At 34.5% G+C, this 24,109-nt stretch carries 25 protein-coding genes; all 25 read right to left on the bottom strand.

All coding sequences use genetic code 11. The features are described 5' to 3' along the window. Positions 1–62: 62 nt before the first annotated feature. Positions 63–1,064, bottom strand: coding sequence for an alpha/beta fold hydrolase (locus ACTB0X_RS11845; RefSeq protein WP_463025240.1), 1,002 nt, complete (start codon positions 1,062–1,064; stop codon positions 63–65). A gap of 1 nt (position 1,065) precedes the next feature. Next, positions 1,066–1,554 carry a hypothetical protein gene (locus ACTB0X_RS11840; RefSeq protein ID WP_463025239.1) on the bottom strand — a complete coding sequence of 163 codons (489 nt, stop codon included), beginning with the start codon at positions 1,552–1,554 and terminating at the stop codon, positions 1,066–1,068. Positions 1,555–1,570: 16 nt separating this feature from the next. Further along, positions 1,571–2,035, bottom strand: a complete 465-nt coding sequence (locus ACTB0X_RS11835; RefSeq protein WP_463025238.1) for an anthrone oxygenase family protein — start codon at positions 2,033–2,035, stop codon at positions 1,571–1,573. 34 nt (positions 2,036–2,069) lie between these two features. After that, entirely contained in the window at positions 2,070–3,014 is a 945-nt protein-coding gene (locus tag ACTB0X_RS11830; protein WP_463025237.1) for an SDR family NAD(P)-dependent oxidoreductase, read from the bottom strand. 5 nt (positions 3,015–3,019) lie between these two features. Continuing rightward, a complete protein-coding gene (locus ACTB0X_RS11825) occupies positions 3,020–3,790 on the bottom strand; it encodes an SDR family oxidoreductase (protein ID WP_463025236.1) in 771 nt (256 codons plus the stop codon). A 17-nt stretch (positions 3,791–3,807) separates the two neighbouring features. Further along, a complete protein-coding gene (locus ACTB0X_RS11820; RefSeq protein WP_463025235.1) occupies positions 3,808–4,176 on the bottom strand; it encodes a DUF4345 family protein in 369 nt (122 codons plus the stop codon). 63 nt (positions 4,177–4,239) lie between these two features. After that, a complete protein-coding gene (locus tag ACTB0X_RS11815; protein ID WP_463025234.1) occupies positions 4,240–5,115 on the bottom strand; it encodes an RNA polymerase sigma factor in 876 nt (291 codons plus the stop codon). Positions 5,116–5,321: 206 nt separating this feature from the next. Continuing rightward, complete coding sequence (locus ACTB0X_RS11810) at positions 5,322–5,972, bottom strand: hypothetical protein (protein ID WP_463025233.1); 651 nt, start codon at positions 5,970–5,972, stop codon at positions 5,322–5,324. Between the two features lie 46 nt (positions 5,973–6,018). Next, positions 6,019–6,624 carry a hypothetical protein gene (locus tag ACTB0X_RS11805; protein WP_463025232.1) on the bottom strand — a complete coding sequence of 202 codons (606 nt, stop codon included), beginning with the start codon at positions 6,622–6,624 and terminating at the stop codon, positions 6,019–6,021. A 139-nt stretch (positions 6,625–6,763) separates the two neighbouring features. After that, positions 6,764–9,052, bottom strand: a complete 2,289-nt coding sequence (locus ACTB0X_RS11800; RefSeq protein ID WP_463025231.1) for an nSTAND3 domain-containing NTPase — start codon at positions 9,050–9,052, stop codon at positions 6,764–6,766. 508 nt (positions 9,053–9,560) lie between these two features. Further along, positions 9,561–9,947 carry a DUF6122 family protein gene (locus ACTB0X_RS11795; RefSeq protein WP_463025230.1) on the bottom strand — a complete coding sequence of 129 codons (387 nt, stop codon included), beginning with the start codon at positions 9,945–9,947 and terminating at the stop codon, positions 9,561–9,563. Between the two features lie 81 nt (positions 9,948–10,028). Further along, positions 10,029–10,550, bottom strand: coding sequence for an ester cyclase (locus tag ACTB0X_RS11790; RefSeq protein ID WP_463025229.1), 522 nt, complete (start codon positions 10,548–10,550; stop codon positions 10,029–10,031). Between the two features lie 93 nt (positions 10,551–10,643). Next, on the bottom strand, positions 10,644–11,525 hold the full coding sequence (locus tag ACTB0X_RS11785) for a helix-turn-helix domain-containing protein (protein ID WP_463025228.1): 882 nt from the start codon (positions 11,523–11,525) through the stop codon (positions 10,644–10,646). 359 nt (positions 11,526–11,884) lie between these two features. Then, positions 11,885–12,340 (bottom strand): N-acetyltransferase family protein, encoded by a 456-nt coding sequence (locus tag ACTB0X_RS11780; RefSeq protein WP_463025227.1) that lies wholly within the window; start codon positions 12,338–12,340, stop codon positions 11,885–11,887. Between the two features lie 84 nt (positions 12,341–12,424). Then, positions 12,425–12,880, bottom strand: coding sequence for a hypothetical protein (locus ACTB0X_RS11775; protein WP_463025226.1), 456 nt, complete (start codon positions 12,878–12,880; stop codon positions 12,425–12,427). Between the two features lie 155 nt (positions 12,881–13,035). Beyond that, on the bottom strand, positions 13,036–13,365 hold the full coding sequence (locus ACTB0X_RS11770; RefSeq protein ID WP_463025225.1) for a hypothetical protein: 330 nt from the start codon (positions 13,363–13,365) through the stop codon (positions 13,036–13,038). Between the two features lie 133 nt (positions 13,366–13,498). Further along, positions 13,499–15,301, bottom strand: coding sequence for a serine hydrolase domain-containing protein (locus tag ACTB0X_RS11765; RefSeq protein WP_463025224.1), 1,803 nt, complete (start codon positions 15,299–15,301; stop codon positions 13,499–13,501). Positions 15,302–15,311: 10 nt separating this feature from the next. Then, the gene (locus ACTB0X_RS11760) at positions 15,312–16,340 is read right to left on the bottom strand and encodes an alpha/beta fold hydrolase (protein WP_463025223.1); all 1,029 of its coding nucleotides are present in this window, start codon (positions 16,338–16,340) and stop codon (positions 15,312–15,314) included. 5 nt (positions 16,341–16,345) lie between these two features. After that, positions 16,346–16,954, bottom strand: a complete 609-nt coding sequence (locus ACTB0X_RS11755) for a hypothetical protein (protein WP_463025222.1) — start codon at positions 16,952–16,954, stop codon at positions 16,346–16,348. Positions 16,955–17,140: 186 nt separating this feature from the next. Beyond that, positions 17,141–17,692, bottom strand: a complete 552-nt coding sequence (locus ACTB0X_RS11750; protein WP_463025221.1) for a hypothetical protein — start codon at positions 17,690–17,692, stop codon at positions 17,141–17,143. Between the two features lie 11 nt (positions 17,693–17,703). Further along, on the bottom strand, positions 17,704–18,750 hold the full coding sequence (locus ACTB0X_RS11745) for a serine hydrolase domain-containing protein (protein WP_463025220.1): 1,047 nt from the start codon (positions 18,748–18,750) through the stop codon (positions 17,704–17,706). 175 nt (positions 18,751–18,925) lie between these two features. Then, positions 18,926–20,752: a helix-turn-helix domain-containing protein gene (locus tag ACTB0X_RS11740; RefSeq protein ID WP_463025219.1), complete on the bottom strand. Its 1,827-nt coding sequence runs from the start codon at positions 20,750–20,752 to the stop codon at positions 18,926–18,928. A gap of 1,396 nt (positions 20,753–22,148) precedes the next feature. After that, positions 22,149–22,913, bottom strand: coding sequence for a hypothetical protein (locus ACTB0X_RS11735; protein ID WP_463025218.1), 765 nt, complete (start codon positions 22,911–22,913; stop codon positions 22,149–22,151). Then, positions 22,910–23,440, bottom strand: coding sequence for a hypothetical protein (locus tag ACTB0X_RS11730; protein ID WP_463025217.1), 531 nt, complete (start codon positions 23,438–23,440; stop codon positions 22,910–22,912). The genes ACTB0X_RS11735 and ACTB0X_RS11730 overlap by 4 nt, the downstream gene beginning before the upstream one ends. 116 nt (positions 23,441–23,556) lie before the next feature. Then, positions 23,557–24,109, bottom strand: a 553-nt coding sequence (locus ACTB0X_RS11725) for a tetratricopeptide repeat protein (protein WP_463025216.1), incomplete at its 5' end; no start/stop codon positions are given.

The following is a 24,109-nucleotide window of genomic DNA, read 5'->3' as shown; positions in this document are numbered from 1 at the left end:
GATTTCAAAAAAAAACAGGCGATTTAGGTTGAATCCAAATCGCCTGTTAACCTTTTATTTACTTACAGTTTGTTGTACCATTCATTGAATCGCAGGCTCATCTGTTTTGGGTGACTTTCAGTTAAGAAATGCTTGCCTTTTCCCAAATAGACAAAGCTAGCAGTCTTGAAGTTTCCTTTGGCATATTCTACTGCTGCTTTTCGGTTCACCAAGCCTTTTTTTGCATAGAAATAGAGTAGCGGCACTTTGGTTTCTTTCATACCTGAAGAAATGTAATCCAATAAGCTTGCAAACTCACTTTCGCCTTTTCCTTTGGTGTATGAAAGTACAGCAGGATCTGGACCTCGAGTGATGGCATATCTTCTTTCTTCTTTGTCCCATGGAGAAGTATAAAACGGATAGGCTTCTTTGGGTAGTTTTCTTCCTGTAAAGAAATTAACTGCTAATTTTTTACCAGCAAAGTTTCTTTTGACCATCCATTTTTCATTTCCCTTTTGAGTTCTAGTAATTCGCATAAATGCTTTGAAACTAAATGGCAATTGAGCGTACATATAGTCTGCTGGCATAAATGGAGCCTCAAACAAGGCCAATCCTTTCACGTTCTGAGGTTCTCTAATGGTGTAGAGCATTCCTGCAATTGATCCAATGTCTTGAACAAAAAGCGTTACATTTTTCAATTGTTTCGCTTCAATAAAGTCCTTGAGCATTTGGTATTGAACTTCTACAGAAGTATTGCTATCGGCAGGAAAACTAGATTTACCAAAGCCTAAAAAATCAAGTGCGATTACTTTTTTATTGCTGTCGATATTTGGAATAATGTTTCTGTACAAATACAAATTGGCTGGTAAGCCGTGAAGTAAAAGTACTGGATCACCTTCTCCTGATTCCACATAATGAACTTTCTCCGTTCCTAATTCAATGAATTTAGATTCAAACGGAAAGGCTGCAGAAATGTCCTTTTCTACTTTGGTTGCTTTTCCAGGATAAATTTCTTGTGCTTGAACAGCCGAAGTGAGTAGAGCTGTAATTGCAAAAATGCTTGTTAATGTGCGTTTTAATAACATGTTATTTCTTTTTAAGGTTTTTGAATAGTCTGCTGAATATGTAAAAATGACTGATTACGTTGATCACTCCAATGGTTGTAAATGCCCACCACATGGTTCCTAAATCGTAGTTGTAAAATTCAATTTCAAACACTTGAGGAAAGGCTACAATAAGATCAGTAAAACCAAAGAGGTTAAAAATCCAAGCCAAAGGAATGGCAAATGACCATTTGTTTTTTAATGCTATTGCCGTGATGGTTGCAAGAATGGCAGTAGTATAATCCCAAATACCAACAGTAAAGGCTAAATCATCCGGAAAGGCGTCGTACACTTGAGTATCCACCATGAAGGCCATTCCGAGGTAACGAAGTCCGTGAATGAGCACCATAGGAACCAAGGCATCATAGATACTAAGTTTGGCCAATCTTGGAAAAACGTACCACTTAAAAGCCAAGTAAAAAGTGATTAAACCGGCCACGGTTTGCATGTTGAAAATAACGAAATTGTTCATGTTTATTGTTTTTTAGTTAGTTTGACTTAGAATTTGATAATTGAAAAGCTTTAATGGAAAATACAGCAGCAATCAGAACGATACCTGTTCTTAACCAATGCAATAACATCCAACCACTTAATTTGCTTGTAGCTTCTTCTGCTGTGTATTTCATTTCCATAAAACCAAAATTGGCCGGTAAATGATAAACACTTGTAATGGTACACGCAATCAAAAGGCCTGCTAATGCAATTGACCAATTTTTTCGAATCTCTTTCTGTCCTTTAGTATTTACCACCAATGCAACGGTTGCAATTAAGGCAGGTAAAAGGATTCCCATGGTAGGAGGGAGCAAATACGGAAATTGAAGAGCGAATTGCTCCATGAATGTCATTGGATCCAATGATTGCCAGTACAATCCGAATCCCAATCCGATAACGAGCATATTTCCAACAAAGGCAGCAATGCCAATTATTGAGATGTAAGGCAGTATTTTTTTCATATTATTTTGGTTAGTTAAGTCGTTGAATTTTTATTTATAGATTCCAAACAGCACCAGTTGTCTTGTTACAATAGTCCCACATTTTCGCTCTCAAAACAGGGTCAAGAGACAACTTGGGGTTATACACTTTTATCGGTTTTGGATAACCTGAAAAACCGGTTAATCCTTTTGGACCAATAAAACTTCCATTCGGTAAGGTTTCATCTATGGTTGCTCTTAAAGTGGATAATGCCCCTTGATTGACATCCATCATAAACAGGTTCCGCATACTTCTAAAAATGGAAGATAGAATGCCTTTTGAGGCATCAAATAAAGGAGTTGCTGTTAAACCTGGATGTGTTGCATGTAAAAAAATGCGGTCTTCTAAGTTGGCTTTTTTTACGATTTCAAGTAAGCCGTCTCTAAATTGAGTCGCGGCTATTTTTGAAATCCCATATACTTCCCAAGCATCATATTTATCTTCCGCGTTCAAGTCGTCCCAAATTCGTTTACTAGTCACTGTGCTACTTGCAGAGGAAGTTGTAGAAACAATAACAGCTCTAGGAGCTGCTTTAATTTTCGGAATTAATAAGGAGGTCAATAAATGATGTCCTAAGATGTTGGTTGCCATTTGTAATTCAAATCCATCTTTAGATACTTGTCTTTCTGGTAAAGCCATAATTCCGGCATTTAAAAGCAAACCATCAATCTGTTTAATCGAGTTATCTTCTTCAATGACTTTTGCAAATTCTCGAACAGAATCTAAGGATGAAACATCTAATTTTAAAATTTGCAAAGCGCTTAAATCATCCGTTTTTTGTTGAATTTCCTCAATGGCTGCTCTTGCTTTTTCAACATTTCTATTGCCAGCAATTACTCGTGCACCTCGCTTGGCTAACTCATAAGCTAAAACGGTTCCAATACCTGAGCTAGTTCCTGTAATTAGATATACCTTATCGCTTAAATCAGCAGGTATGTTCGTAGTTGTCCACTTTTTCATAATTTTTATTTTTTGTTTGGAATAGCTACCTTATTCAACTGTTTGAAAATGAACTTAGGAGCCAATCTGCTCATTAATTTGAGCTGTTTAGAAATTCCAGGGAAAATTTCTTCCTTTCCACTGATAAATTCTTTCCAAAAAATATCTGCCAATTTTTCGGGTGGCATAGGTTTCAAGTTATCGTCTTCGGCAATATCAGCTCCGTGTGCTAAAGGCGTATCTACTACAGGTGGTAAAAGTTCAACTACTCTTATATTATGTGGTTTTAGTTGCGGCCGAATGGCCTGTGTCCAAAAATGAACTGCTGCTTTTGTACCGGAATATACCGGAGCCTGTGAAAATGGAACATAGGCTAATCCTGAAGAAACATTAACCAAGACTGCATTTTTACTCTTCTTAAGCAATGGTAAAAAATAATGCAACATGCGAACTGGAGAATTAAAGTTGATTTCTATTTCCTGCATTTGTTGTTGCAATTCATTCTCTTCGGTTCCGGCATCCATTATGGTCATAATCCCTGCATTATTGATCAAGACATCCAAACCGCCAAATTGCTGTTCTACGTCGTCCACAAGCATTCTTACTTCAGCATCATCGGTTACATCACTTTGGAAAATTTGAATTTGAGGATTCTCTTGCTTTACTTTTTCGAGTTTGCTTTTGTTTCTTCCAGTTATGATTACTGTATTGTTGTTCTCCAAAAATTTATGAGCTAAAGCAAGCCCAATTCCGGAGCCACCGCCAGTTATTAATACTTTTTGATTTGATTGTTCCATTCTGATTAATTATTAATTTAAAGTGAACCTGAGTTGAGTAGTTTGGTGTGCATCCAGAATAGAAGTACCGTAGGAACCAATTCTAGGAAGATGCCGAAAATGAGAAATGGGGTAGGAGGATAATAACGCAGTGCATACGTCCTCACTAAGCCACCGATAAAAAGCGCCACCATTAAAAATCGAAAAAGGACAATTTCTGAAGGGTTCCACGCCACGTAGAAAAAGGCAATGGACATGGAAGCCCATATGGCGGAAACAAAACGGTGGTTGTTATCCACCATTGGTGTAATTTCTGCAGGGTTGAATTTTGCGCTTATTCCTAAGAAACCAGTTCCAAGGGCAATAATGCCATAAAGTGCCAAAAAAATACGAATGAATACAAGCATAAAAACCTCTTTTCTATTTAGACAAGAGGTTTTTTAATGTGTGACAACTTTAACGTAAAAAAATCAATTTAAATTTAAACGCCTTTGCCAGTCAGGGCTTTCGACGATTGCTTCTATGAAATTCTTTTTTTCAAACTGTGTTTTATAACTGTGATCTCGGTGCAATTCGGTGTACAAACGCTCCGATTCATCTACCAAGTAATTCATATCTGGTTCTAAGGTGTTCTGGAAAGTGGAGTATTCTTTTTGATTGAATAGTAATTTTTTGGAATCGACCATTCCATGCTCTAGGGCAACCGTCACTTTTTTGTGGCATCGGCAAGGATTCGATTCATTCACCAACCCACATTTGTTGCGCATAAAGTTGTGCAAGTCATTACGTGCTCTGCTTAGCTTTTTGCGGTAATTGTCTTTTGATAACTCCATCATTTCAGAACCGATGGTGTGGTCGGCACCAAAAATTTCACCAATCACATAAATCAATCGCTGCTCTTTACTCAAACAAAGCAACATGCCTGATAGACACTGCAAACGCACTTCACGAATTTCTTCTTTTTTACTTTCCTGTTCTTCCACCGAAATATCTACACTTCCGCTTGCATCGAGCATATTGCCTAAATCTTCAAAATTATCAGCAAATAAATTCGCCGGTTTTTTTTGATCGTTCAAAAAGTGGTTTCTAACGATTCGGTAGGCCCACGTTCGAAAGGCACTTTCTCCCTTAAACGCGCTTAGGTTGGTAATAATCTTTAACAACACTTCTTGTGTCAGATCTTGCGCTTTCGTCGGATCGCCAATCATTTTCCAAGCAATGTTGTAAATGAAGGGCTGGTGTTTAATGATCAGTTGATTCAGCGATTTTTTGTTGCCCTTTAAAATTTCATTCACCAGAATTAAGTCAGGAGTATCGTTGTTGTACGCTGCAGAAAATGGATTCATCGTTAAAATTTTTATTGGTGGTCAAATGGAAAGAACCGTGATGCAAAGATGTGGATAAAAACAATGCACTTTCCCTTTGATGAAGAGAATAAGTTGAAGAATGTATTTTATCTATTTAAATTTGAGTATTTTATATTTATTCTATCGAAAGATTCTATGTTACCTTACTGTATTAGATTTTCGCTTTCTGATTTCGTTTTATTTTTTTACTTTTTGTTCCGTTCAATATCCCAATTCATCAAATCATAATAAAAGTCAATGATTAATATTCTTTTATGAATGGGATTTTCTATATCAATACCTGTGGATAACTCTCCCCTGGCAAGAGACTCATATGGGATATTCCCGATTTGTCTTGCAGAAAAATATTCATTTATTAATGCATCACTACCAGAAATACTATCAAGTGCTTGTAGAAATAAACCAAATTCATAGAAATGGGCTGAGCTATCGATAGAATCATCTATTTCAGAAAAGTCACCAATTATTATTTCTTCTATAATTAAACTATCATCCTCATAGCCAAATAATCGAAAACTTCTCCGAAGACCACTTGATTCAATTTTTTCAATTATTTTTCTGTTATTCTTAGTATCAAGAACCCAATTTGTATCTGGCAAATCCCCTCGTTGAATGAGTTTTAGAAACTCAACCATTCGTTCTTGGTCGTTTGAGTAAGCACTAAAGTTTCTTTTTAGGAATTTATCAAAAGAGGTTGCAGCATTATTCAAAGCCAAAGACTTTTCATTGCCTAAAATGGAATTAAAAACGTCAAGCTTGGAATCAGAATTATTATGCTTTTGATTCTTACAACTAACAACAAATAATAGCAATAGGGTTGTGATTATTAATCTCATATTTTTTTCTAAATGCCTAATTCATTAAGTGATATGTTTATTGATATTAACTTAATAGTAGAATATTCACGAGTAGTTTTTCAAATGTTCTCCATTTTATCCAACCATACTTGACAATCGAGCTCTTTTCAGGGTAAGCATTACATTCAGGAGAGAAGTAGATTTGAATCCAAAATTCTCCATTGTTTTGAATCACATCTTGAACGGTCAATCGGTCAAATTCACAGCTGTTGGTTATTGTGTCGCTCTCATTATTCCATTCTTTTCTGATCGGATTATTTTTTGTCAGTCTTTCAACTGTTGATTGTAATAAAATAGCATCCCAAGTTTTAAAATAGTAGTTAGAGTCATTTGGCAAGTATCCGATTTCTGTATCGTTTACAAGTATTTTATAATAACTACTTGTTTTCTCTAAGCAGATAAAGTGGTAAAGGCCATAGTCCGGCTTCCTAAAGAAAGGGAACAACTTATCAGAGTTCCATTTTTGATTTAAATCCTTGTCTTTAAACAAATTTTTAGGTGCTGATAATTCATCAAATTTATAGGGGTCAGATGCAATTGCAAACCCAATTCCCAATTCGATTGGAGATTGATTTTGTCCTGTTGAATTTAGGGCAATTAGTGTCAGCAAAAGGATGAAACAATTTTTCATAAATGAACGTTCTTTAAGATAGATGGTTAACAAAGTTGGTTTCTGTCCGCCGGTGACGAACTAAACTACAAAGCTACCATCATTCCAAGCCGTTTTGTGCTAATACAATGTTGGTAAAAGGTTTTATTTATAATATAAATTAGCGTTCAAAAATGTCATCTATTTCACCTTCAGTCGAGTAAGTGGTGCTAGATATGCCTCTTTTTCCACGTTCATCGTCATAATCCAAGCTTTCTAAGTATGACATGGCCATACTTTCTATATCCACATTTGACACAACTTCTGACATATTTACACCAATTTTTTCTAAAACTGATTCATTAAAATCACCTAAGAAAGATTCGAAATTTTGAATTATTTCATTTTCAATAGCAGTTATATCAATATCAAGCTCATGAGTTCCATCTGGATAGTTTAAAGAATTGATATGATTTCTAAAATCAATATCCAAATCTCTATTCTTTACCATTTCTTCCAAATAATAATTTATGTATTCTTCAATTTTTGATAAAAGGTATGTGTCTTGAACATTAAAATTTTCAACGAAATTCATTAAGTCCTTTAAAGTTTCTTCATCTATATAATCTTCTGTAAACCTATACAAGAATATAAAATCATTATACAATATTTTGGGTTCAAATTCTGTTAAAATCATCAATAACTCTGATAAGTTATTCCCTCTAGGTTGAACCGAGTTTACTAGAGTCACAACAAATTGTTCTATTCTTTTATTTAATCTATTATTGAAAAGTTCTAAGTATACAAGCAGAATTAAAAAATCCCAATTTTCATTTTTAATTTCCCGCTCAAAGAAATAATCAAATAAATTTTCCTGAATCACCATAACACAACTTCTATTTATCTTATTGTTTGTTGAAAGAGTGTTAATAAATAACAAAGAATCTTCTGTATGTAAAGACTTTAAGATATTTGAAATTAGCTCACTTTCATTAGAATATGAGCTAATAATAAAATCTGCAATTGACGGGTTAAAAAGTGCATATTCGTACTTATTTTTATCTAATTGATTTCTGTTAAGTAATGACTTAGTAGCTAATTTTCTAACTGCTTCAAAACTTTTATCGGATTGGTCGCCCAAGTTTACCGGGTGGATTTTGAGAAACATATTGTAAGCGTGTCTCAGTAATTCTTCTGATATTTTACCATTATTGAAGACCGTTAAATAGACTAATACTCTGACTGAATCGTCAGTTTGGTTCTGAAAATAATCTGCCCAAATATCCTCAGGCTCTTCTAAATTTTTTTTAATATAATCCCAGTAACCATCTGGAGTAATTTTGCCAACTTTAATGTTATCTGTTACGAATTCGATTATTCTTGGATTAAAATTGCGATGTTTTATTATGTCCTTATATCTCTTGTTTGCATATATCTTGTCAATATAAACGGTGTCTAAATTTGAATGAAATATATGGTTGTATAATATTTGTGCTTTGTCAATGCTTGTTAAATTTTCAACTCTAAGTAAAAATTCATTATCTCTAATTTTTCCATTTTGGAACTTATGGCTCAAGCTGTAAGCTTTATTGAAAATATTTGTTCTAGAAGTAAGGATGAACTTTTTAGAATTATCCTTTGTAACCCTATTAATAAATTTAACAATATGAGAATCCTTCTTATTATTTATAGCGTCATATAAATTACTACCTAAAAAATCATCGCAATAAAAAAGAATTTTCTTTTTTTCATTTTCTCTAAATATGTTTTCAGCTTCACTAATACTTTCTTCAATATCACAAAACTCATATCCTTTTGCAGAATAATATAAAGCTAAGTTATCGGCAAGAGTAGTTTTTCCAATTCCTGGTTCTCCAGTCAATATAACGACATTGCTTTCTTCTAAAATTTGTAATCCCTTTTTATGATTTTCTGTAATGGCATATTTGTGTGCTTTTTCTTCAATATCACGAATTGTGCTTTTACTTCTTCCTTTTATAGCATTATTATAAATTAAATCTAAAACTGATGTGCTAGTAATCCATAATTTAAAATTTTCCTCAACAACGTCTTGATTTTCTCTTTTCGATAAAAAATGGTTTAAGTCTTCTTTCCCGAAAATGTCATCTTCACAAAGTATGTATGGATTAAATAAATCTTTAATTTCTTGTTTATTGGACCTTGATAATTTTTGAGAAGTAATAAAAATATATCGAGAAGGTTTAAGTGTTTCTAATTTAATCCTTTCCTCTGTCTTTAATCTTGAAATAAGTTTATTGTAAGGTGTTTCAATATAGTGCTTACACTGAATTATTCCTTCTTTGTCTTTACCGAGCCAAAATCTTCCATCAACACCACCATCTTTTCCTGATTTAAAAGTCTCAACACGTTTATTTAATGTTTTCTCAATAATAGACGCACCTAATAATTCAAACTCTCTGTCATTTAGTTTTGAATAATCGTATTCCATATTTTTACTTGTGTTTATTAAATTTAAATTGGAAAAATATTGTAAATGGTAAATGTAATTTCGTGTAGTCTTTAAATTTTTGTTAACAATAGATATGACGCACTAAGAGCATCTTATCCATTTTATAATTTATTATTTATTCAATTTTCCAAACCCGAAGATAAATGAAAAAATTCAATAAAAAGATTGGGAGCGATTAAAAATTAGAAACTTAAGGTGTTTGTTGGAAAGTGGGTTGTATAAATTCGAATAACTCTTTCTGAACTTCTTTTCAATAGAGAAATTAATCAGGTTCATGAAGTTCTGGTGAACGCCTGAGGTAATGTCTAGTTTTAATTGCTAGAAAAACTCAACGGATCTTATTTTCGAACCTTTGAGTCTAGGATAACTAGGTCTCCAATTAAAGAAGGAATTGTTTGTATTTTACCTCAGTGCTTTGTTGGCAGCTGGCTTTCTTTTTTTTTTTCTATGCGTTAATGAACGCATTTTAATGTCACCATTTTTTTTTTCATATTCCCAATATTTTTGAAGTCGTTCTTAAAAGTTCTATTGCGGATGAGTCTGAAAAACAGTCTTTACAATTAGAATACATCATCATACAGTCTATAAAATCTGTCAGTATATGGAATAAAAGTCCTATCCCAATTATGTTGAAAGGTTTGCGGAAAAAGAGCAGGATTACATACACTATCATTGCATAGTATGTATGCAAAATGTGAAAATTTATACTACATCTATTTGCTTGGAAAATTGGGTTGGTAACCAAATGGTCTAAATCAACCAACATTGTAGCAAGCAAAATCAAATAGACTTTTTTCCAATCTTTTCTAAAAAATCCGTACGCAATAAAAAATGGAAAGCCTAAATGTAAAAAGTAGTGTATAAATGTCTGCATAATCTGTTCTTGATCAAATCTCTATTTGGTTGTATTTTACATTTATACCTTGTTGTAGGTAGTATTTCTGCATCTATAATGTCAATTTTTTAATTGTTTCAATGCTGTAGCCCAGTCTTCTATGTGGTTAACTTTAACAATTTTCCCGTCTTTAATAGTGTGGATGTCAATAGACATAGTCTCAAAAGATTTAGTTCCATCTGTTGGTAAACCAAAAAATTGTCCTTCTGGTGAGTTCGGAGTTCCAGTTACTTTACTTCTGACAATAACTTGATTGCCACTTTCAATGATTTCTGTAGGTTCCCATTTCAAATCGGGAATCATTTTCCAGAAAAAACCTAATTGACCAATAAGTTGTTCTTTGTTTTTGTTGTCAACCGTTCCTTCTGATACAAAATCGTCTGCTAAAATCTTATTTAATACTTCTGCTGGATTTGTCTCCGTGTTTACGGTTAATGCCTTTTGATAAAACGGTAAAACGATTGATTTTAGATTTGTCATTTCTTTACTTTTTTGATTATTTAATTTGGTTGTAGTATTTTGAGCGCTTGTAGTTAATCCAACCATCATAATTAACGCAACACTTAATAATTTACTTTTCATTATGTCTAGGTTTAAATTGATAATACAAAGGTGAAACAATCAGAAGCGGCAAGGAAGATTAAAGCAGGCACAAAAATGGTTAAAATCGAACCATTATGGCTTCGAGGTAGATAATATGAATTCTTTTGGGGTTAAACCTGTATTTTTCTTAAAGTACTTAGTGAAGTTTGTAGGGTCTTCAAATCCTAATTTAAAAGCCAATTCGTTACTCCTTATTTGCGAGTTAATTAAACTTCTTTTGGCTTTAAGAATCACCCAATCGTCAATTACATTTTTCGCTGTTTTGTTTACTAGGTCTTTACAAATGGTGTTTAAATGTTTGTAAGTAATGGCTAATTCTTTAGCATAAAAATCGGCACTTCTGCTTCTTGATAAATACTGCTCTATAAGCGAAGTAAATTTTTGAAAAATCTTAATTTTTGGAGAATCTTTAATTTTAATGGTTTGTTGTCGCTTTATGTCTTCTGCTTTAGATATAAGGACTGAAAATAGCGATTCTATTATATTTTTTTGATTTAGCGTCTCAGTTCTGCTAAACTCATTCTTTAGCAACTTAAAATAAGTTATAAAATCAGAATCAACAGGAATCTCTACAATTGGAGAGAATAATTGTGGATTAAACAACCTAAATACAAATCCTTCGGACAGGTTCGAAAAGCATTTCATAAAAAACTCTTCAGTAAAAACCAAGCAGAATCCTTTTAGGTTTGTGGAAAAATCAAAAGCGTTAATTTGTTCTTTTATGAGATACACTAGTGTGTTTTGTTGCACCTTATGCCAATTGAAATCAATAAAATGTCTGCCGTGCCCTTCTGTAAAAAATATTAAGTTGTAAAACTTTAGTTGATGAGGTAGTTCTGAATTGTGTTTATTTTGATTTCTATTTTGAACAATTTTTTCAATAGGCACAATTTCAAAACCAAAATTATCAGTGGTTGCAGGGTTAAAATTGATATGTGGAATGTCTTTTGTCATATTACCCACAACATTAGATATGACGCACCGAGTGCGTCATATCCATATTCTAAATTGTTAATTAATCTCGAAGATAATCGAAAAAATCCAATAAATAGAGTGGGAGCGATTAAAAATTAGAAACTTAAGGTGTTTGTTGGAAAGTGGGTTGTATAAATTCGAATAACTCTTTTTGAACTTCTTTTCAATAGAGAAATTAATCAGGTTCATGAAGTTCTGGTGAACGCCTGAGGTAATGTCTAGTTTTAATTGCTAGAAAAACTCAACGGATCTTATTTTCGAGCCTATGATAACTATTTCTCCAATTAAAGAAGGAGTTGTTTGTTTACCTCAGTTCTTTGTTGGGTTTAGGTTTATTCTTAGTTAAAATGCATTTTCATTCCTTCGTGTGATTGTTTAAATCCCAATTCCTCATAAAATTTAATCGCTTTTGGTCGTTTTTTGTCTGTCGTTAATTGAAGCAAATGTGCTTTCCGTTCTTTAGCTCTATTAATTGCCCATTCAAACATGATTTTTCCAATTCCAAGTCCTCTTTTATCCTTTCTAATTCTTACCGCTTCAATTTGTGCTCTAATTCCACCGCGATAGGTCATGTATTGTAGAAATGATAACTGAAGAGTACCAATTATTTCCAAATCTTCATTTTCAACCACAATTAATTCTTGATTTTCATCAGAGTTTATTTTTTCAAAAGCATTTAGATATTCAGAAGGTAACGGAATTTGAAAATTTTCCCTTTTCTTTCCAAGTTCATCATCAGCAATCATTTCCACAATTAATGAAATATCATTTTCTGTTGCTTTTCTAAAGTTCATTTTACAGGTCAGGTTTTCGCTTGTTGCTAACGCCATGGCTATGCTGCGTATCCCGCAGGGTATGCAGTATAGGTGATGTTGTGCTTAGTGTTTTTTTATTATTTCTTTCATTTTATCTTGATAGTTAAACTTTTCAGTCTCATTAAAGACGGTATCAATTATGTTTTGAAAGCCTGGTTCAAATGAGATTAAATAATACCCATTCAGTCTTTTTTTGTCGAGAGTTGAGTCAGCCATGAAAAGAAAGGTTCTACCTGTTAAAGAGTCAACTAAACAGTGTTCAGACCAATCCATATTGTGGAAAGTGTGAAAACCTATAATTGAATCATTATCCTTAAAACTAACGTCATAAAATTCTCCTGCAAAGTCTCCATTGTATGTCTCGTTATATTCAAGTTTAATCTTTTCAGAAATCTGTATTTCTCCTGACGAATGAATTGGTCCAAATGCCAACCATATAGTCAAAGGAATTGAGACGATTATAAGTCCAAAAATTCCAAATACTATCAATAGGATTCTTTTTATCGTCTTCTTTTTCATTTTACATTAAGCACAACAACTGTATAAGTGCAATGGCACTTATATCTTTTATATAGTTATGATATTTTTTTTAGTTTAAAAAAATGTATCTATCTTAAAACTAGTTGTAAAAACATTTATTAGTCGTTTGTTGTCATTTAAAAACGGATAAATGTTCACCTGCAATTCGTCAGATTCTTTTTTCCAAACCCGAAGATAATCGAAAAAATCCAATACATAGAGTGGGAGCGCTTAAAAATTAGAAACTTAAGGTGTTTGATGGAAAGTGGGTGGTATAAATCCGAATAACTCTTTTTGAACTTTTTTTCTACAAAGCAATTAATCCTATTCATGAAGTTCTCGTGAACGCCTGAAGTAATGTCTAGTTTCAGTTGTTCAATCAGTTTTAGAATTTGGTCTGGCTGAAACTGTAAATCAGGAACAGAAACATACTTCTCAAAAAGGCCACCGATGCTTTTGTAGTACAATTGCTCGAAAATGTTCAAGTTCTCCGGCATTCAATACAAGTATCCCTAACACAAAATACAGAGAACCAATGCTAGCCTAGATAAATACGATTCTGAGTATTTATTAGTCAAAATAAGCTCTTCTTTCTAGATAAGTACTTCTATTTAGCTGTTAAGGAGTTAGAATAGTAGCGTCAAAGTTTAGGGAGCCATCTGTTAAAATCAATCCCCGGTCAGATATTGTTATTTTTAAATCTTGCATGCCTCCATTTTGAAAGCCATTGATGAAAAATTCATCTTCGCTTATGAGTATTAATTCTACAGTGTTGATATGGCTTGTTTTAACGTCATCATCCATAAACATTCCCTGTATTTTATATTCGGAGTTGATGTTCAAAGCTATGCCGATATCAATGGTTTCAAAATGAAATCTGATGTGAACATTTTTCGATTCATCGCCTTCAATTTTATAAATGTTGTACGATAAAAATTTACCGGCATGTTGTAGAAAATTTGCCCACATTCCTTTCAATTGTCCTAAACCTTCTTCGCTACCTAAAAAAACCTTCATTTCATCATTAGCATAGTTTATAAGTCCTTCAAAGTTTTGACTACTCATTGCATTTGCAAAAAACAATGCAGTTGCACTAGCGGCATCATTTTCATCTGCATTTCTCGAGAACGTGTATGTAAATACCGACCAAGGTTCTTTGCCTGCAGTTTCCAATGAGTAGGTGTTTCCTTCCTTTTTCAGAAGAAGCGAGTGTCCGTTGTCCAATTGATAGGTTTTGGTTCCATCAACAATGCTACTGGATACAATATTTGATGGTATTGATAAATTCTCAACTGCCTTCCCTTGAAACAGAGAAATAATTTTGTCGGTAATTTCTGGAATAAAAGTTACCTCTCCTTGAAAATCATCAATTACCGGATTTACAGATGTTGCATTGGATAGAATGATGATTTTGATGTTTTGTTTTATCAACGAACCCATCATGGACGCATAACCAGGAAGCAAGCCATTATTGTATATCCATCTTTCATCTCCTTTATGATCAATTACCCAGCCCAATCCTGATGCCATTTCGTTCACTCCGATTGCTTGTGTGCAGGTATAAATTTTATGTACAGAAGCAGGTTTTAGTAGTATCCCATTGTCTATAGCTTCCATGAATTTAAGTAAATCAATCGCAGTTGAATTTATATCAGCAGCGCCCATCAACCAAGAAGGATGGAAGGGTGCATTGAATTCTTCAAAACTATTCATCCCCAAACCTAAATATGGTTGCGCTTTTTGGTTTATCGATTTGAAGAAGGCAATGGTGGTATTTTTCAATCCAGCAGGTTTAAATATAGCTTGCTCCATAAAATCAGCATAGGCCTGTCCACTTACTTTTTCAATGATTTTTGCTAAAAGAAAGTATCCAAAATTGTTGTAGTCATAACCTGTTCCTGGTTCAAATTTTAATTTTGAATTGTTGAATTTTTCTAAAACTTCATCAAAAGTAATCGCCGTTTCCTCCGGCATCAATCCATTTACATTGTCATCTTTTCTTCCAATATTGGCCTCCATCCCGGAGCTGTTATTCAGCAAATGTTGAATGGTAATGTCTTTTGAATCGTCAGTAATAAAACCTGGGAAAAAAAATGAGATTGGCGTCTCCAATTCCAATTTCCCGTCTTCAACTAATTTCAAAATTGCAACAGCTGTCATCGATTTTGTAAGCGAAGCAATTCCGAATACTGTCTTTTTAGTGTTTTTTTTACGCTCTTCTATATTGGCAGAACCAACGCTTTTTTGATAGAATACTTTACCGTCCTTGCTAATTAAAACACTTCCAACAAAACGATTGTAGTAGGAATAGCTTTCGAGCAAGGCATCAATATTACTTTTTAAAACTTTGTCGGAGTTAGCTTGTCCAAAGGATTTAATCCCTGAGAATAAAACGAGTATGATTATGAGTATTTTTTTCATCTTTTTAGAATTATAAACCATTAACAAATTGACGGAATGCAGCAACAAATAGATCTTGCTCTTCTAAATGCGCCAAATGCGCACTGTTTTCTAAGATGACCATTTCTTTGTCTGCGAATCCGGGGCCACCAATGCTGTTGAATGCATCAAATCCCATTTCAATGGTATTAACCCCGTCATGTCTTCCCCAAATAACTAGAGTGGGTATTTTAATTTTTGCCATTTGAGGGCTAAGGTTTAACTCCAAGATATTGAAATGCTTTGATAAATATGAACCATTGAAGAATATGGAAAGCGACAGGTACGAATTCATCACACCGAAGGCGTTCACTTCTGGCCCTTTTAATTCTTGATCGGGATTATATTGATACGCATTTGTATTTGTTAGGTAGGCATCGTATTTAAAGTAATTTTCTTTAATAGTCATATCAGGAACACTTGCGCACCAATTGCGCGCTTCTGCCCAGTATGCGACATCTATTCCATGATTAATTTGTGTCTGGGCATATTCTTTTACAAACACAACCGATTTTGGAATTCCTTCAAGTAGATTATGGCCACTATTCATGCAGATGAATCCGGTTATTTTATTTTGGTATTTATCTGTACTTAAATAGGCACTTCCCAATGCACCACCCCAACTCACACCATAAATAACAATTCTGGGATTGTGATGTCGCACTTTTATGGCTTCAATAACTAAATCAAGATCTTCTACGAATTGCTCTACGGTAAAGGTACTGGGATCAGGATTACCCATAGAAAGTCCAGATCCGCGCTGATCCCAATAAATAAATGCGTAATCGTTTTCTAATTCTTTTGCCACAGGGAGAAATGAAACCAATGATGCATTGCTGCCAGGTCCACCATGGACAAAAAGGATAAATGTCTTGGATGTAGTATTTCCCTTTACATATACGGGCATTTCGGCTCCTGCATTTTTGATGAAGAAGTGATCTCCTTCGTAAAAACTTTCTTTTTGGCAAGAACTCATTGCAAATAATACAGACAGTGCTGCAACTAAAGCTAAACTTTTCATTGTAATTATTTTTTGAATTTATACGTGAACCCTACCTTTAAAGCGGCATGAGGAAGGAATATGTGGTTGAATGATGATTGTAAATATGTTTCGGCCCCAATATAAAAGGTCCATGGAAGTTTTATATTTCGAGTTCCATCCCAACCAATTAAAAATGAACTATTAGGCATAAAGTGTGGATGCCCCCAGTTATGTGCAATTTCAACGCCTCCATCTGAAGATTTTTGGTAAACGGTGCCGGCAGCAAAGGTGTGCATGTATCCAACTCCAAGGTTAAAATCAACAAACATTGATTTGATTGGGAGCCGTGCGCCAATACTTGAGCTGAGAAATAATGATGTATTGTTCCAACGGTGCCAATAACCGCCCAATTCTGTGTCCCAATGAACGGTAACCCATTTTTTCTTTGTTAGCGTATAATCAACACCCAACGTAAGTCCTGGGTGCATCACCAATTCTCCAAAGTAGGCAACCTTAAATGCTACTCGGTCATTATAGACAAATCGGGAGAAGGCACTTCGCTTTTCTTTTGGCTTCTCAGCGTTTTGACCGTAACTTTTGCACATTGTCAAGAGCACAATCGAAAGTGTAATAAATGGAATTTTGGATTTCATTACTAGTTTGTTTTTAAGCATTAGTTTTTTCGGTGATAAGAACAGTACAAAGGTGAAGTTTTGCCTAGCAGAAAACGTTTTGGATTGCAGACAAGTGGTTCGGAATTACATTTCCGAACTAGTTTGTGTGAAGGCAATAAGAATTTGTGGGTTTGCAGAAGGTCACGTCTGTTTCCTTGTGGACAGCTAGAGTTGGTATCCGATATTGACTCGGAAATCGAGGTTCATGCCGAATGTATCAAATAGATTTTGAGTGCCGATATAGTCGTTGTAAGGATTCTCAGTCCGTTTGCTATGGGTGAACGTTTCAAAGTTTACACTTGTTCCGAGATACGCACCTTTAAATAAACTGATCTGCATACCGTAGCCTCCGCTTAAAAATAAGTACTGATAGGTTGCAGGATAATATAATTTTTTCAATTGATTGACATAGGAACAAGATAGAATCAGAAACAGATTGTATTTGTTAGTCCTTCCGTTTGGAAAATATTTATAGTTGAATTCCCCGCTTATTATTCGTTGGTTTTTTAATCTAAATGGATAATAGCCAACACCCATTTCAAATTGACTTTTTCCGCCGAAGTAAGACGCACTTGGTGCAAAACCAATTGCGTTTATTTCAGTGTTAAAGCTTGAATTCAAAACGAAACCCCAACTATTGCTCGTGGTATCGATTTTTTGAGCGCTACCCTGGTAAGGAATCAGACTGATTAGTATGATGAAAAGTGAATATTTCATAGGATTTATTTTTAATTATTGGAATACTCTTCTTCTAAAACTCTAACAATTCTGTTGTATGCCCTTTCAAATTCAAACCAATACCAGAAACCATCGGCACTGGTATTTACGAATTGAACAACAACAGCGTCTATATCTTCATGATAGCGGGCAATACTTTGATATCCGGGTAGCAAACCGGTATGTTCGTATTCGTAAACGGAGGAATAAATTGCCTGCTCTTCTTCAATAAATAATGTGCCGTCAATTAATGCACGCAAGAAAACTCCAACGTCCTCTGCAGTGGCTACCATTGATCCACCCGGGTGGATGAAATCGGTGTATTTAATATCGTTTTCATATCCAACATAATACCCACTCATTATATCCTCTATGTCAACTTCACTAAGCAAATTGTAGGTGTTGTATAGTCCAAGCGGTTCGAGAATTTCATCCTTTATATATTGGTGATGACTGTATCCGAGTGTTCGATCCAGTATCTCACCAATCAACAAATAGTTGGTATTTGAATACCTGTATTTTTTACCGGGTTTAAAGTCGGCAGGCTGATCTAGAACTAGGTCGTAGACTTCACTGTTGACCTTGAACGGATTGTTCCATGGATAATCGGGGTGATCAGCGAAATCAGATATGCCACTGCGATGTTGTAGCAACATTCGTAAGGTAATCTCATCAGAATATTCGATGCTTTCAGCAAGATCAGGTAAAAGATCCGTCAGCGTATTATCTAAATACAAAGAATGATTGGCAATTAGTTTGCTAGTTGCAGCGGCAATGTATAATTTACTAATGCTTGCAATTTTAAATAAGGAGTGCGGGTTAGCAGGAATCAAGTTTTCTCTATTCTTCCATCCAGCACTGTAAAACGAAGATTTTTCAGCTTGATTGACAAATACAATGGTGCCGTCAAATCCACTTTCAATGCCTTTATCAAGCACTTTCTGAATCGTAGAGGGGATGAAAATCAAATCCTTCGCACAGCCTGTTAAGACCATGAGAGACAGGATTCCGCCAATGGTTAAATTGCCAAATACTTTACTTTTAATTCGATTTTTCATACTCGATACATGTAATGTTGATTATAAAACCAAGATCCAGGGTTGTTTAGGAGTTGGGATCCAGTTGATTTACGGGAACAAAAGTAGGGAGAGGAAATTCCTGGGAGGTTCGGATTTCGATGAAGCTTGTTCGGAATTATAAATCGGAACTGAATGAGGTTTTGGAAGCGGGAAGTTACTCTCCTTTAAGAAACTCTTTGGGTGTTAACCCTGTCTCTCTTTTGAAGTAGGTATTGAATACTGTTTTGGAGTTGAAACCACTGTTGTACGCCAAGCCTAAAACCGTGATATTATAGTTGGCCGGATCTTTCGCCAAAGCTTTAAAGGTTTCAACGCGATACCGATTAATAAATTCGTTGAAGTTTTTGCCAAGGCTTACATTGAGCAACCACGAAAGTTGATTCGGCTGTAGGTCTATCATCCCAGCCAAGGAGCGCAGCGATACATCTGGACTTAAGTAAGGCGCCTCGTCAGTCATAAATTGAAGCAATTTTTTGCGATAGCTCTCAACATTGCCTTCTTCGAGTAATGCCTTTTTTTTGCTCATCCCCGACAAGCGTTCAGTTTTACTTACTTGCTCTCTTTCCTGTTTAGTTCCTTTTGTTTTGAATACCTTATCAAAGATTTTATATCTAGGGTCATTTAAAAGTAGATTGAAAGCCGGATTTTCTTTGTAGAAGTTAAGATAGTACTTGTTTGCTTTCAGGTCGTTCGAAATATCTTCAAATGCCAAATCAATATTGCCCAAATAGATGTTGATGATTACTTCAGCATTTTCTTCTGATGCCAAATGAAAATTTTGAGCGGCCTGTTTAGTTTTTAACAGAAACGCTTCTGCATTGGCAAAATCTCCTTTGGTGGCGTAGACAATGCCCATACCAGCAGAATACATTTCAGTTTTTTCTGGTGAAATGGGAACCATTTTATAATGCTCAATCGCCTCATTGTATTTTTTAAGACGGGTTAAAATGTTGCCCTTCAAACAATAGCCATTGGTGTGATGCGGCAGTTGCGCCAACATCGCGTTTATCTCAACTAATGCCTCCTTATACCTCCCCAGTCGAAGCAAAGCAGCCGCATGATAATAGATGTTAGTAGGAGATAGGGGATCTATTTCAATCGCCTTTTTTACTCGAGCAATGGCCCTTTTCGGACTGTTTGTTAAAACATCTATTACAGATCCACCCAAAAGTGCGTTAACATAATTCGGTCGATATTTTAACGCCAAGTCGAGAAAAGTTTGCGCTTTATCTAAATCTTTCTCAAAAAAATAGCTAACCATGCCCATGGAGTAATTTGCCTCAGCGTCCGTTGCGTCAAGGAGAATTGCTTTTTCTGCTGCGGCTTTTGAAATGGCAAAAGCCTCGTGTGATGGAATCGCATTAATCAACCCTAAATACCCATAATAGATGGCTTCGGAAGCATGGTAAAAGGGGCAAGAAGCACCACGTTCTATGGCTTCCTTTATTTGATCAATGGCTATGAGAATATCATGCTTTTGAAATTTGTAGAAATTGGATTTGCTTTTCAAATACAGCTCATATGCACTGATGGTTGTTTGTTTTTTCTTAGAAACTTCTTCAATTTTAAAATGGCCGATATGCTCGCGTGTCTTTTCAGCAACCGCCATGGCCACTTCATCTTGTATTTCAAAGATGTCATCCAGCTGTCTATCCCATGTCTCGGACCAAAAGTGGAAATCCTCAGCGGCATCAATCAACTGCGCGGTAATGCGAATTGCTTTGCCCGACAAGCGCACACTGCCTTCCAAAACCGTAGAAACATTCAGTTGCTTTCCTATTTCCGTGATGGGAATATTCTTGCCTTTGAAATAGAATACAGACGTTCGAGACGTAACCTTGAGCCCACCAATCTTAGCCAAGGCATTGATAATCTCTTCTGTGATGCCATCACTGAAGTACTCATTCTCCAAATCAGAACTCATGTTCACAAATGGAAGAACAGCAATTGTTTTATCAGAGATGTAAGGAGTGAAATTCATTTTTCGTCAATTGAGATTCTTATATCAAATTCTTACAAACGTCATTTTTTTGTTTCTAATATCCACTCAAAACTTTCACGTTAGCTAAAGAAATTAATCTCATTTCGTGATATGGGGAGATATAATTGGTAACGCCTCAGGCTAATAAACGTGTCTCCAAGGGCATGTTTTCTTGGGTGTTGTGTGTGGCTTGAATGGTAAATTTAAATAAGTTCTTTTTAAAAATTGAATTTAATGCTACGGCAGGCTCAGAAACCATTCAAAGGGTAGCCTGTCCGCCCTTTTGGCGGATAAGTTTCTTATGCGCTAGAGTTCCCGATTTGCTCGGGCCAGGATGTGATTGGAAGTAAAGCAAATTGCAAGGTTGCTAACTGTGAGGTTTAGTCGAAGGGTAAAGCGGTGTGAGAGGCGTTTACTGTGCCTGCTTTAGTATGAACTCCGGCTTCCTGATAGCTATCGGGATTAGTCAGAGCCATCTACTCGATTGGCGAGCGTTATTGGTAATGAGACTTTTCCCTCATCTATTAACCTCGATTTAGGTTGTCAATCAGACTGATAGGCGAGTTGGGTATTGTAAGTTGCCAAGTTGAAAAGCTGATCTTGGCTGCTCAAAATCTACTATGATAAATTAGAAAAAGTCAGTAAGTCATGTGCTCGAGTTATGTAATAAATCATTCTAAGTAGCCAAGATTGAGTCTTGTAATTGGTCAATTCATTAATTAGAAGCTAAATAAGTTTGGAAATAATTTTGTTAAACCACTTACAGAAACAAGGAAGATAAAGATGTACAGGATTAAAAACCCTGTCTTTTTAGTTTTAATCTGAAATGAGGTAAAAAATGCTAAGATTGCTCCCATAATTGGAACTCCTATTACTCCAATAGAAATATAATATAAACTCTCTTTAAAGTCATAGTTGTGAAAACAAGTAAGCCTCATTATCTGGAATATGGCTTCAGCGAATAGGCAGCTTAAATAGCTAAAAAATACAAGTTTTAATATGCTAAAATTATTAGTTTTTAGTAAGGCTTTTTGAAATAAAATGAAGACACAAATTAATGTAAGAAAAAGGAAAAAGCCACTGAAAGGGAAATTAGAATTACTTAAATCTATTGAATATTTTGGTAGTGTAATCTGAATTATTAAAAACTGAATAGAGAGCAGCGAAAATAAAAGGATAGTGTATTTAATAAGTAAGCTTCTCATGGATTTCTGGAATGCACGCTAACGTTTAGCTATGGTTAGTGCAGGATTTGAAAAGCGGAGTTTTCAAATTTGCACGTAGCTAAAGCTTTGTGTTTTGTTTTTATCTTTTCATTTTTAAAAGCTAAACCAAAGGTTTAGCGGTTTTCATTAATTGCTCTGAACTTTCAATTTACTTCCAAAACCTGCATTAACTATAGGTGTTGTTGTGTGGCGTATTTTTCTTTTATTATCCGTTCTATTAAGTCTCTAAAAGTTTCTATTTCTGGAATTGTCATCATTCCGTCTTTTGAATTAAATTCTTTATTGCTAAAATATCCTGTAGTAAAGGCTACCATAAAAGAGACAACTGGTATAAGCCAAATAGAATTCCATATGAAAAAAGCAATTAATGTGATAGCAAAAAGAAGCCAAGAATATCCATTAACCTTGTCGAGTTTTGTTTTCCCCATTTTTATTTCAGGAATTACACCAGTAAAATTCTTGTTAATCTGTTCTACAAATTCTCCGAAATTTGATTTTAGAAAAGGTTCAATTTTAGAAGAAGGTTTCAAGTTGCTTGTGTCAACACCTCTATTTGATAAGTTCTTTTCAATTGACCTGAAAAGAGATGCCGAAAGACAGTCCTTTCCAAATAGTTTGATTGGTTTTACTACTTCAAGTTTTGCGTGTTGTGAAATCAGTTCGCAGACATTCCTAATGGTTTTTTCATTTTCTGGACAAAAAGCATTCATCCAATCTTCCTTATTTGGACTGATTTCAAATTCTTTATTTAAATACTGACTAAGTTTTTCCCAATTTAATAAATCCATAGAGTCCCGCCAATCTTCAATAGAGGAATCCATTGTTAAAATAGCTTCAGGATCAGCTTCAGGGTCAAGAGGACTACAAATCCTATGTTCTTCTTTAAAGATAAAGAAAACTTCTTCAGCTGTAATATTTCGATATTCTTTGGTCAATTAATTTCGTTTTTGTTTACTCGATTTACTTTTATTTTCCCCTCTTCAAATTCTTTTTTCAAATGATTGATTAGGTCTTCTTGCTCTATTTCACTACTTAATGCTTTAAAAGAAATATAATAGTATTCACTTAACGAGATTTTAAATAGAATGCCTGTTTCAGAAATTAGACATTTTCGAATTTGTGCAAAGCTATATGTTTTAGGTGCCTTGTCGTAAGTGATTTTTAAGGTGTCATTTACTATTTCAAATTGAATATCCTTGTTGAATATTTTTTCCTTTTCTTTTTTTCTTACCCATCTTTTTTCTCCAGTTGGATATTTGATTATCTCGAATATTCCAATTGCTATAAATGGTAATCCTATAAATCTATTCGATTCATTCAGTATTGATATAAAAACACCAATAAGAAGAAAGGAAACAGCAATATATAATTCACTTTTTCCTATCAGTCCAAAATTAAAAGAAGACTTAGCGTGCTCTTCCAATAACTCTCGGTTTTGCCTCTGATTAATTTCTAAGTTCATAATTCTCTAATGACACACAACGACAACTCTATGTTTTCGTTTTGTTTTTGGCTTTAGTCAAAAATAAGAAAACTAAAACATAATGAAATATAGAGATTGTTAGCCCTTGTTGTTTTTTAATCTATCGGTATTCCTAGTTCTTCAGCCTTTTCCAAATCTTTTTTTGAGCCAACCTTGTCGTCTAATTGTTCACGTTTCAGATAGCCTCTGTTAACATATGCAAATGCATTTTCAGGATTAATTTCAATTGCTTTGTTAAAGTCACTTAGTGATTTTTTTGTGTCTTTATTGTCTTTGTAAATCAATGCTCTGGTTAAATAGTAATCACTTTTTCCGTCCAGTTTAATAGCAGTATTAATGTCCGAAAGTGCGTTTTCTGATAAGTCTAATTCACTATTTATTTTTGCTCGATTATAATATGCAAAAGCATACTTTGGGTTTATTTCTATTGCTTTAGAAAAATCATCAATAGCTCCTTTTGTGTCAAGTATTATTGTCGAATTGTTAGAAAACGATACTCGGAAATATTTTAAAAAAGAAACTGAACCTATTGAGTCTGAATAAAGTTTGTAAACATTATTTTTAGATTTCGCTATACCTCTGGAAGTATATGCAGACTCATTTAAACTGTCTAATTCGATTATTCTATTGAAGTCTTCTATTGATTTT

It is taken from the genome of Acidiluteibacter sp., assembly GCF_055129545.1.
Note: the sequence above shows the minus strand (reverse complement) of the source record. Positions and strands in the feature narration are given on the sequence as shown.

Bases quoted from the DNA above. Each gene is read 5' to 3' on its own strand.
- ACTB0X_RS11845 (WP_463025240.1), bottom strand. From the start codon at position 1,064: ATGTTATTAAAACGCACATTAACAAGCATTTTTGCAATTACAGCTCTA.
- ACTB0X_RS11840 (WP_463025239.1), bottom strand. From the start codon at position 1,554: ATGAACAATTTCGTTATTTTCAACATGCAAACCGTGGCCGGTTTAATC.
- ACTB0X_RS11835 (WP_463025238.1), bottom strand. From the start codon at position 2,035: ATGAAAAAAATACTGCCTTACATCTCAATAATTGGCATTGCTGCCTTT.
- ACTB0X_RS11830 (WP_463025237.1), bottom strand. From the start codon at position 3,014: ATGAAAAAGTGGACAACTACGAACATACCTGCTGATTTAAGCGATAAG.
- ACTB0X_RS11825 (WP_463025236.1), bottom strand. From the start codon at position 3,790: ATGGAACAATCAAATCAAAAAGTATTAATAACTGGCGGTGGCTCCGGA.
- ACTB0X_RS11820 (WP_463025235.1), bottom strand. From the start codon at position 4,176: ATGCTTGTATTCATTCGTATTTTTTTGGCACTTTATGGCATTATTGCC.
- ACTB0X_RS11815 (WP_463025234.1), bottom strand. From the start codon at position 5,115: ATGAATCCATTTTCTGCAGCGTACAACAACGATACTCCTGACTTAATT.
- ACTB0X_RS11810 (WP_463025233.1), bottom strand. From the start codon at position 5,972: ATGAGATTAATAATCACAACCCTATTGCTATTATTTGTTGTTAGTTGT.
- ACTB0X_RS11805 (WP_463025232.1), bottom strand. From the start codon at position 6,624: ATGAAAAATTGTTTCATCCTTTTGCTGACACTAATTGCCCTAAATTCA.
- ACTB0X_RS11800 (WP_463025231.1), bottom strand. From the start codon at position 9,052: ATGGAATACGATTATTCAAAACTAAATGACAGAGAGTTTGAATTATTA.
- ACTB0X_RS11795 (WP_463025230.1), bottom strand. From the start codon at position 9,947: ATGCAGACATTTATACACTACTTTTTACATTTAGGCTTTCCATTTTTT.
- ACTB0X_RS11790 (WP_463025229.1), bottom strand. From the start codon at position 10,550: ATGAAAAGTAAATTATTAAGTGTTGCGTTAATTATGATGGTTGGATTA.
- ACTB0X_RS11785 (WP_463025228.1), bottom strand. From the start codon at position 11,525: ATGACAAAAGACATTCCACATATCAATTTTAACCCTGCAACCACTGAT.
- ACTB0X_RS11780 (WP_463025227.1), bottom strand. From the start codon at position 12,340: ATGAACTTTAGAAAAGCAACAGAAAATGATATTTCATTAATTGTGGAA.
- ACTB0X_RS11775 (WP_463025226.1), bottom strand. From the start codon at position 12,880: ATGAAAAAGAAGACGATAAAAAGAATCCTATTGATAGTATTTGGAATT.
- ACTB0X_RS11765 (WP_463025224.1), bottom strand. From the start codon at position 15,301: ATGAAAAAAATACTCATAATCATACTCGTTTTATTCTCAGGGATTAAA.
- ACTB0X_RS11760 (WP_463025223.1), bottom strand. From the start codon at position 16,340: ATGAAAAGTTTAGCTTTAGTTGCAGCACTGTCTGTATTATTTGCAATG.
- ACTB0X_RS11755 (WP_463025222.1), bottom strand. From the start codon at position 16,954: ATGAAATCCAAAATTCCATTTATTACACTTTCGATTGTGCTCTTGACA.
- ACTB0X_RS11750 (WP_463025221.1), bottom strand. From the start codon at position 17,692: ATGAAATATTCACTTTTCATCATACTAATCAGTCTGATTCCTTACCAG.
- ACTB0X_RS11745 (WP_463025220.1), bottom strand. From the start codon at position 18,750: ATGAAAAATCGAATTAAAAGTAAAGTATTTGGCAATTTAACCATTGGC.
- ACTB0X_RS11740 (WP_463025219.1), bottom strand. From the start codon at position 20,752: ATGAATTTCACTCCTTACATCTCTGATAAAACAATTGCTGTTCTTCCA.
- ACTB0X_RS11730 (WP_463025217.1), bottom strand. From the start codon at position 23,440: ATGAACTTAGAAATTAATCAGAGGCAAAACCGAGAGTTATTGGAAGAG.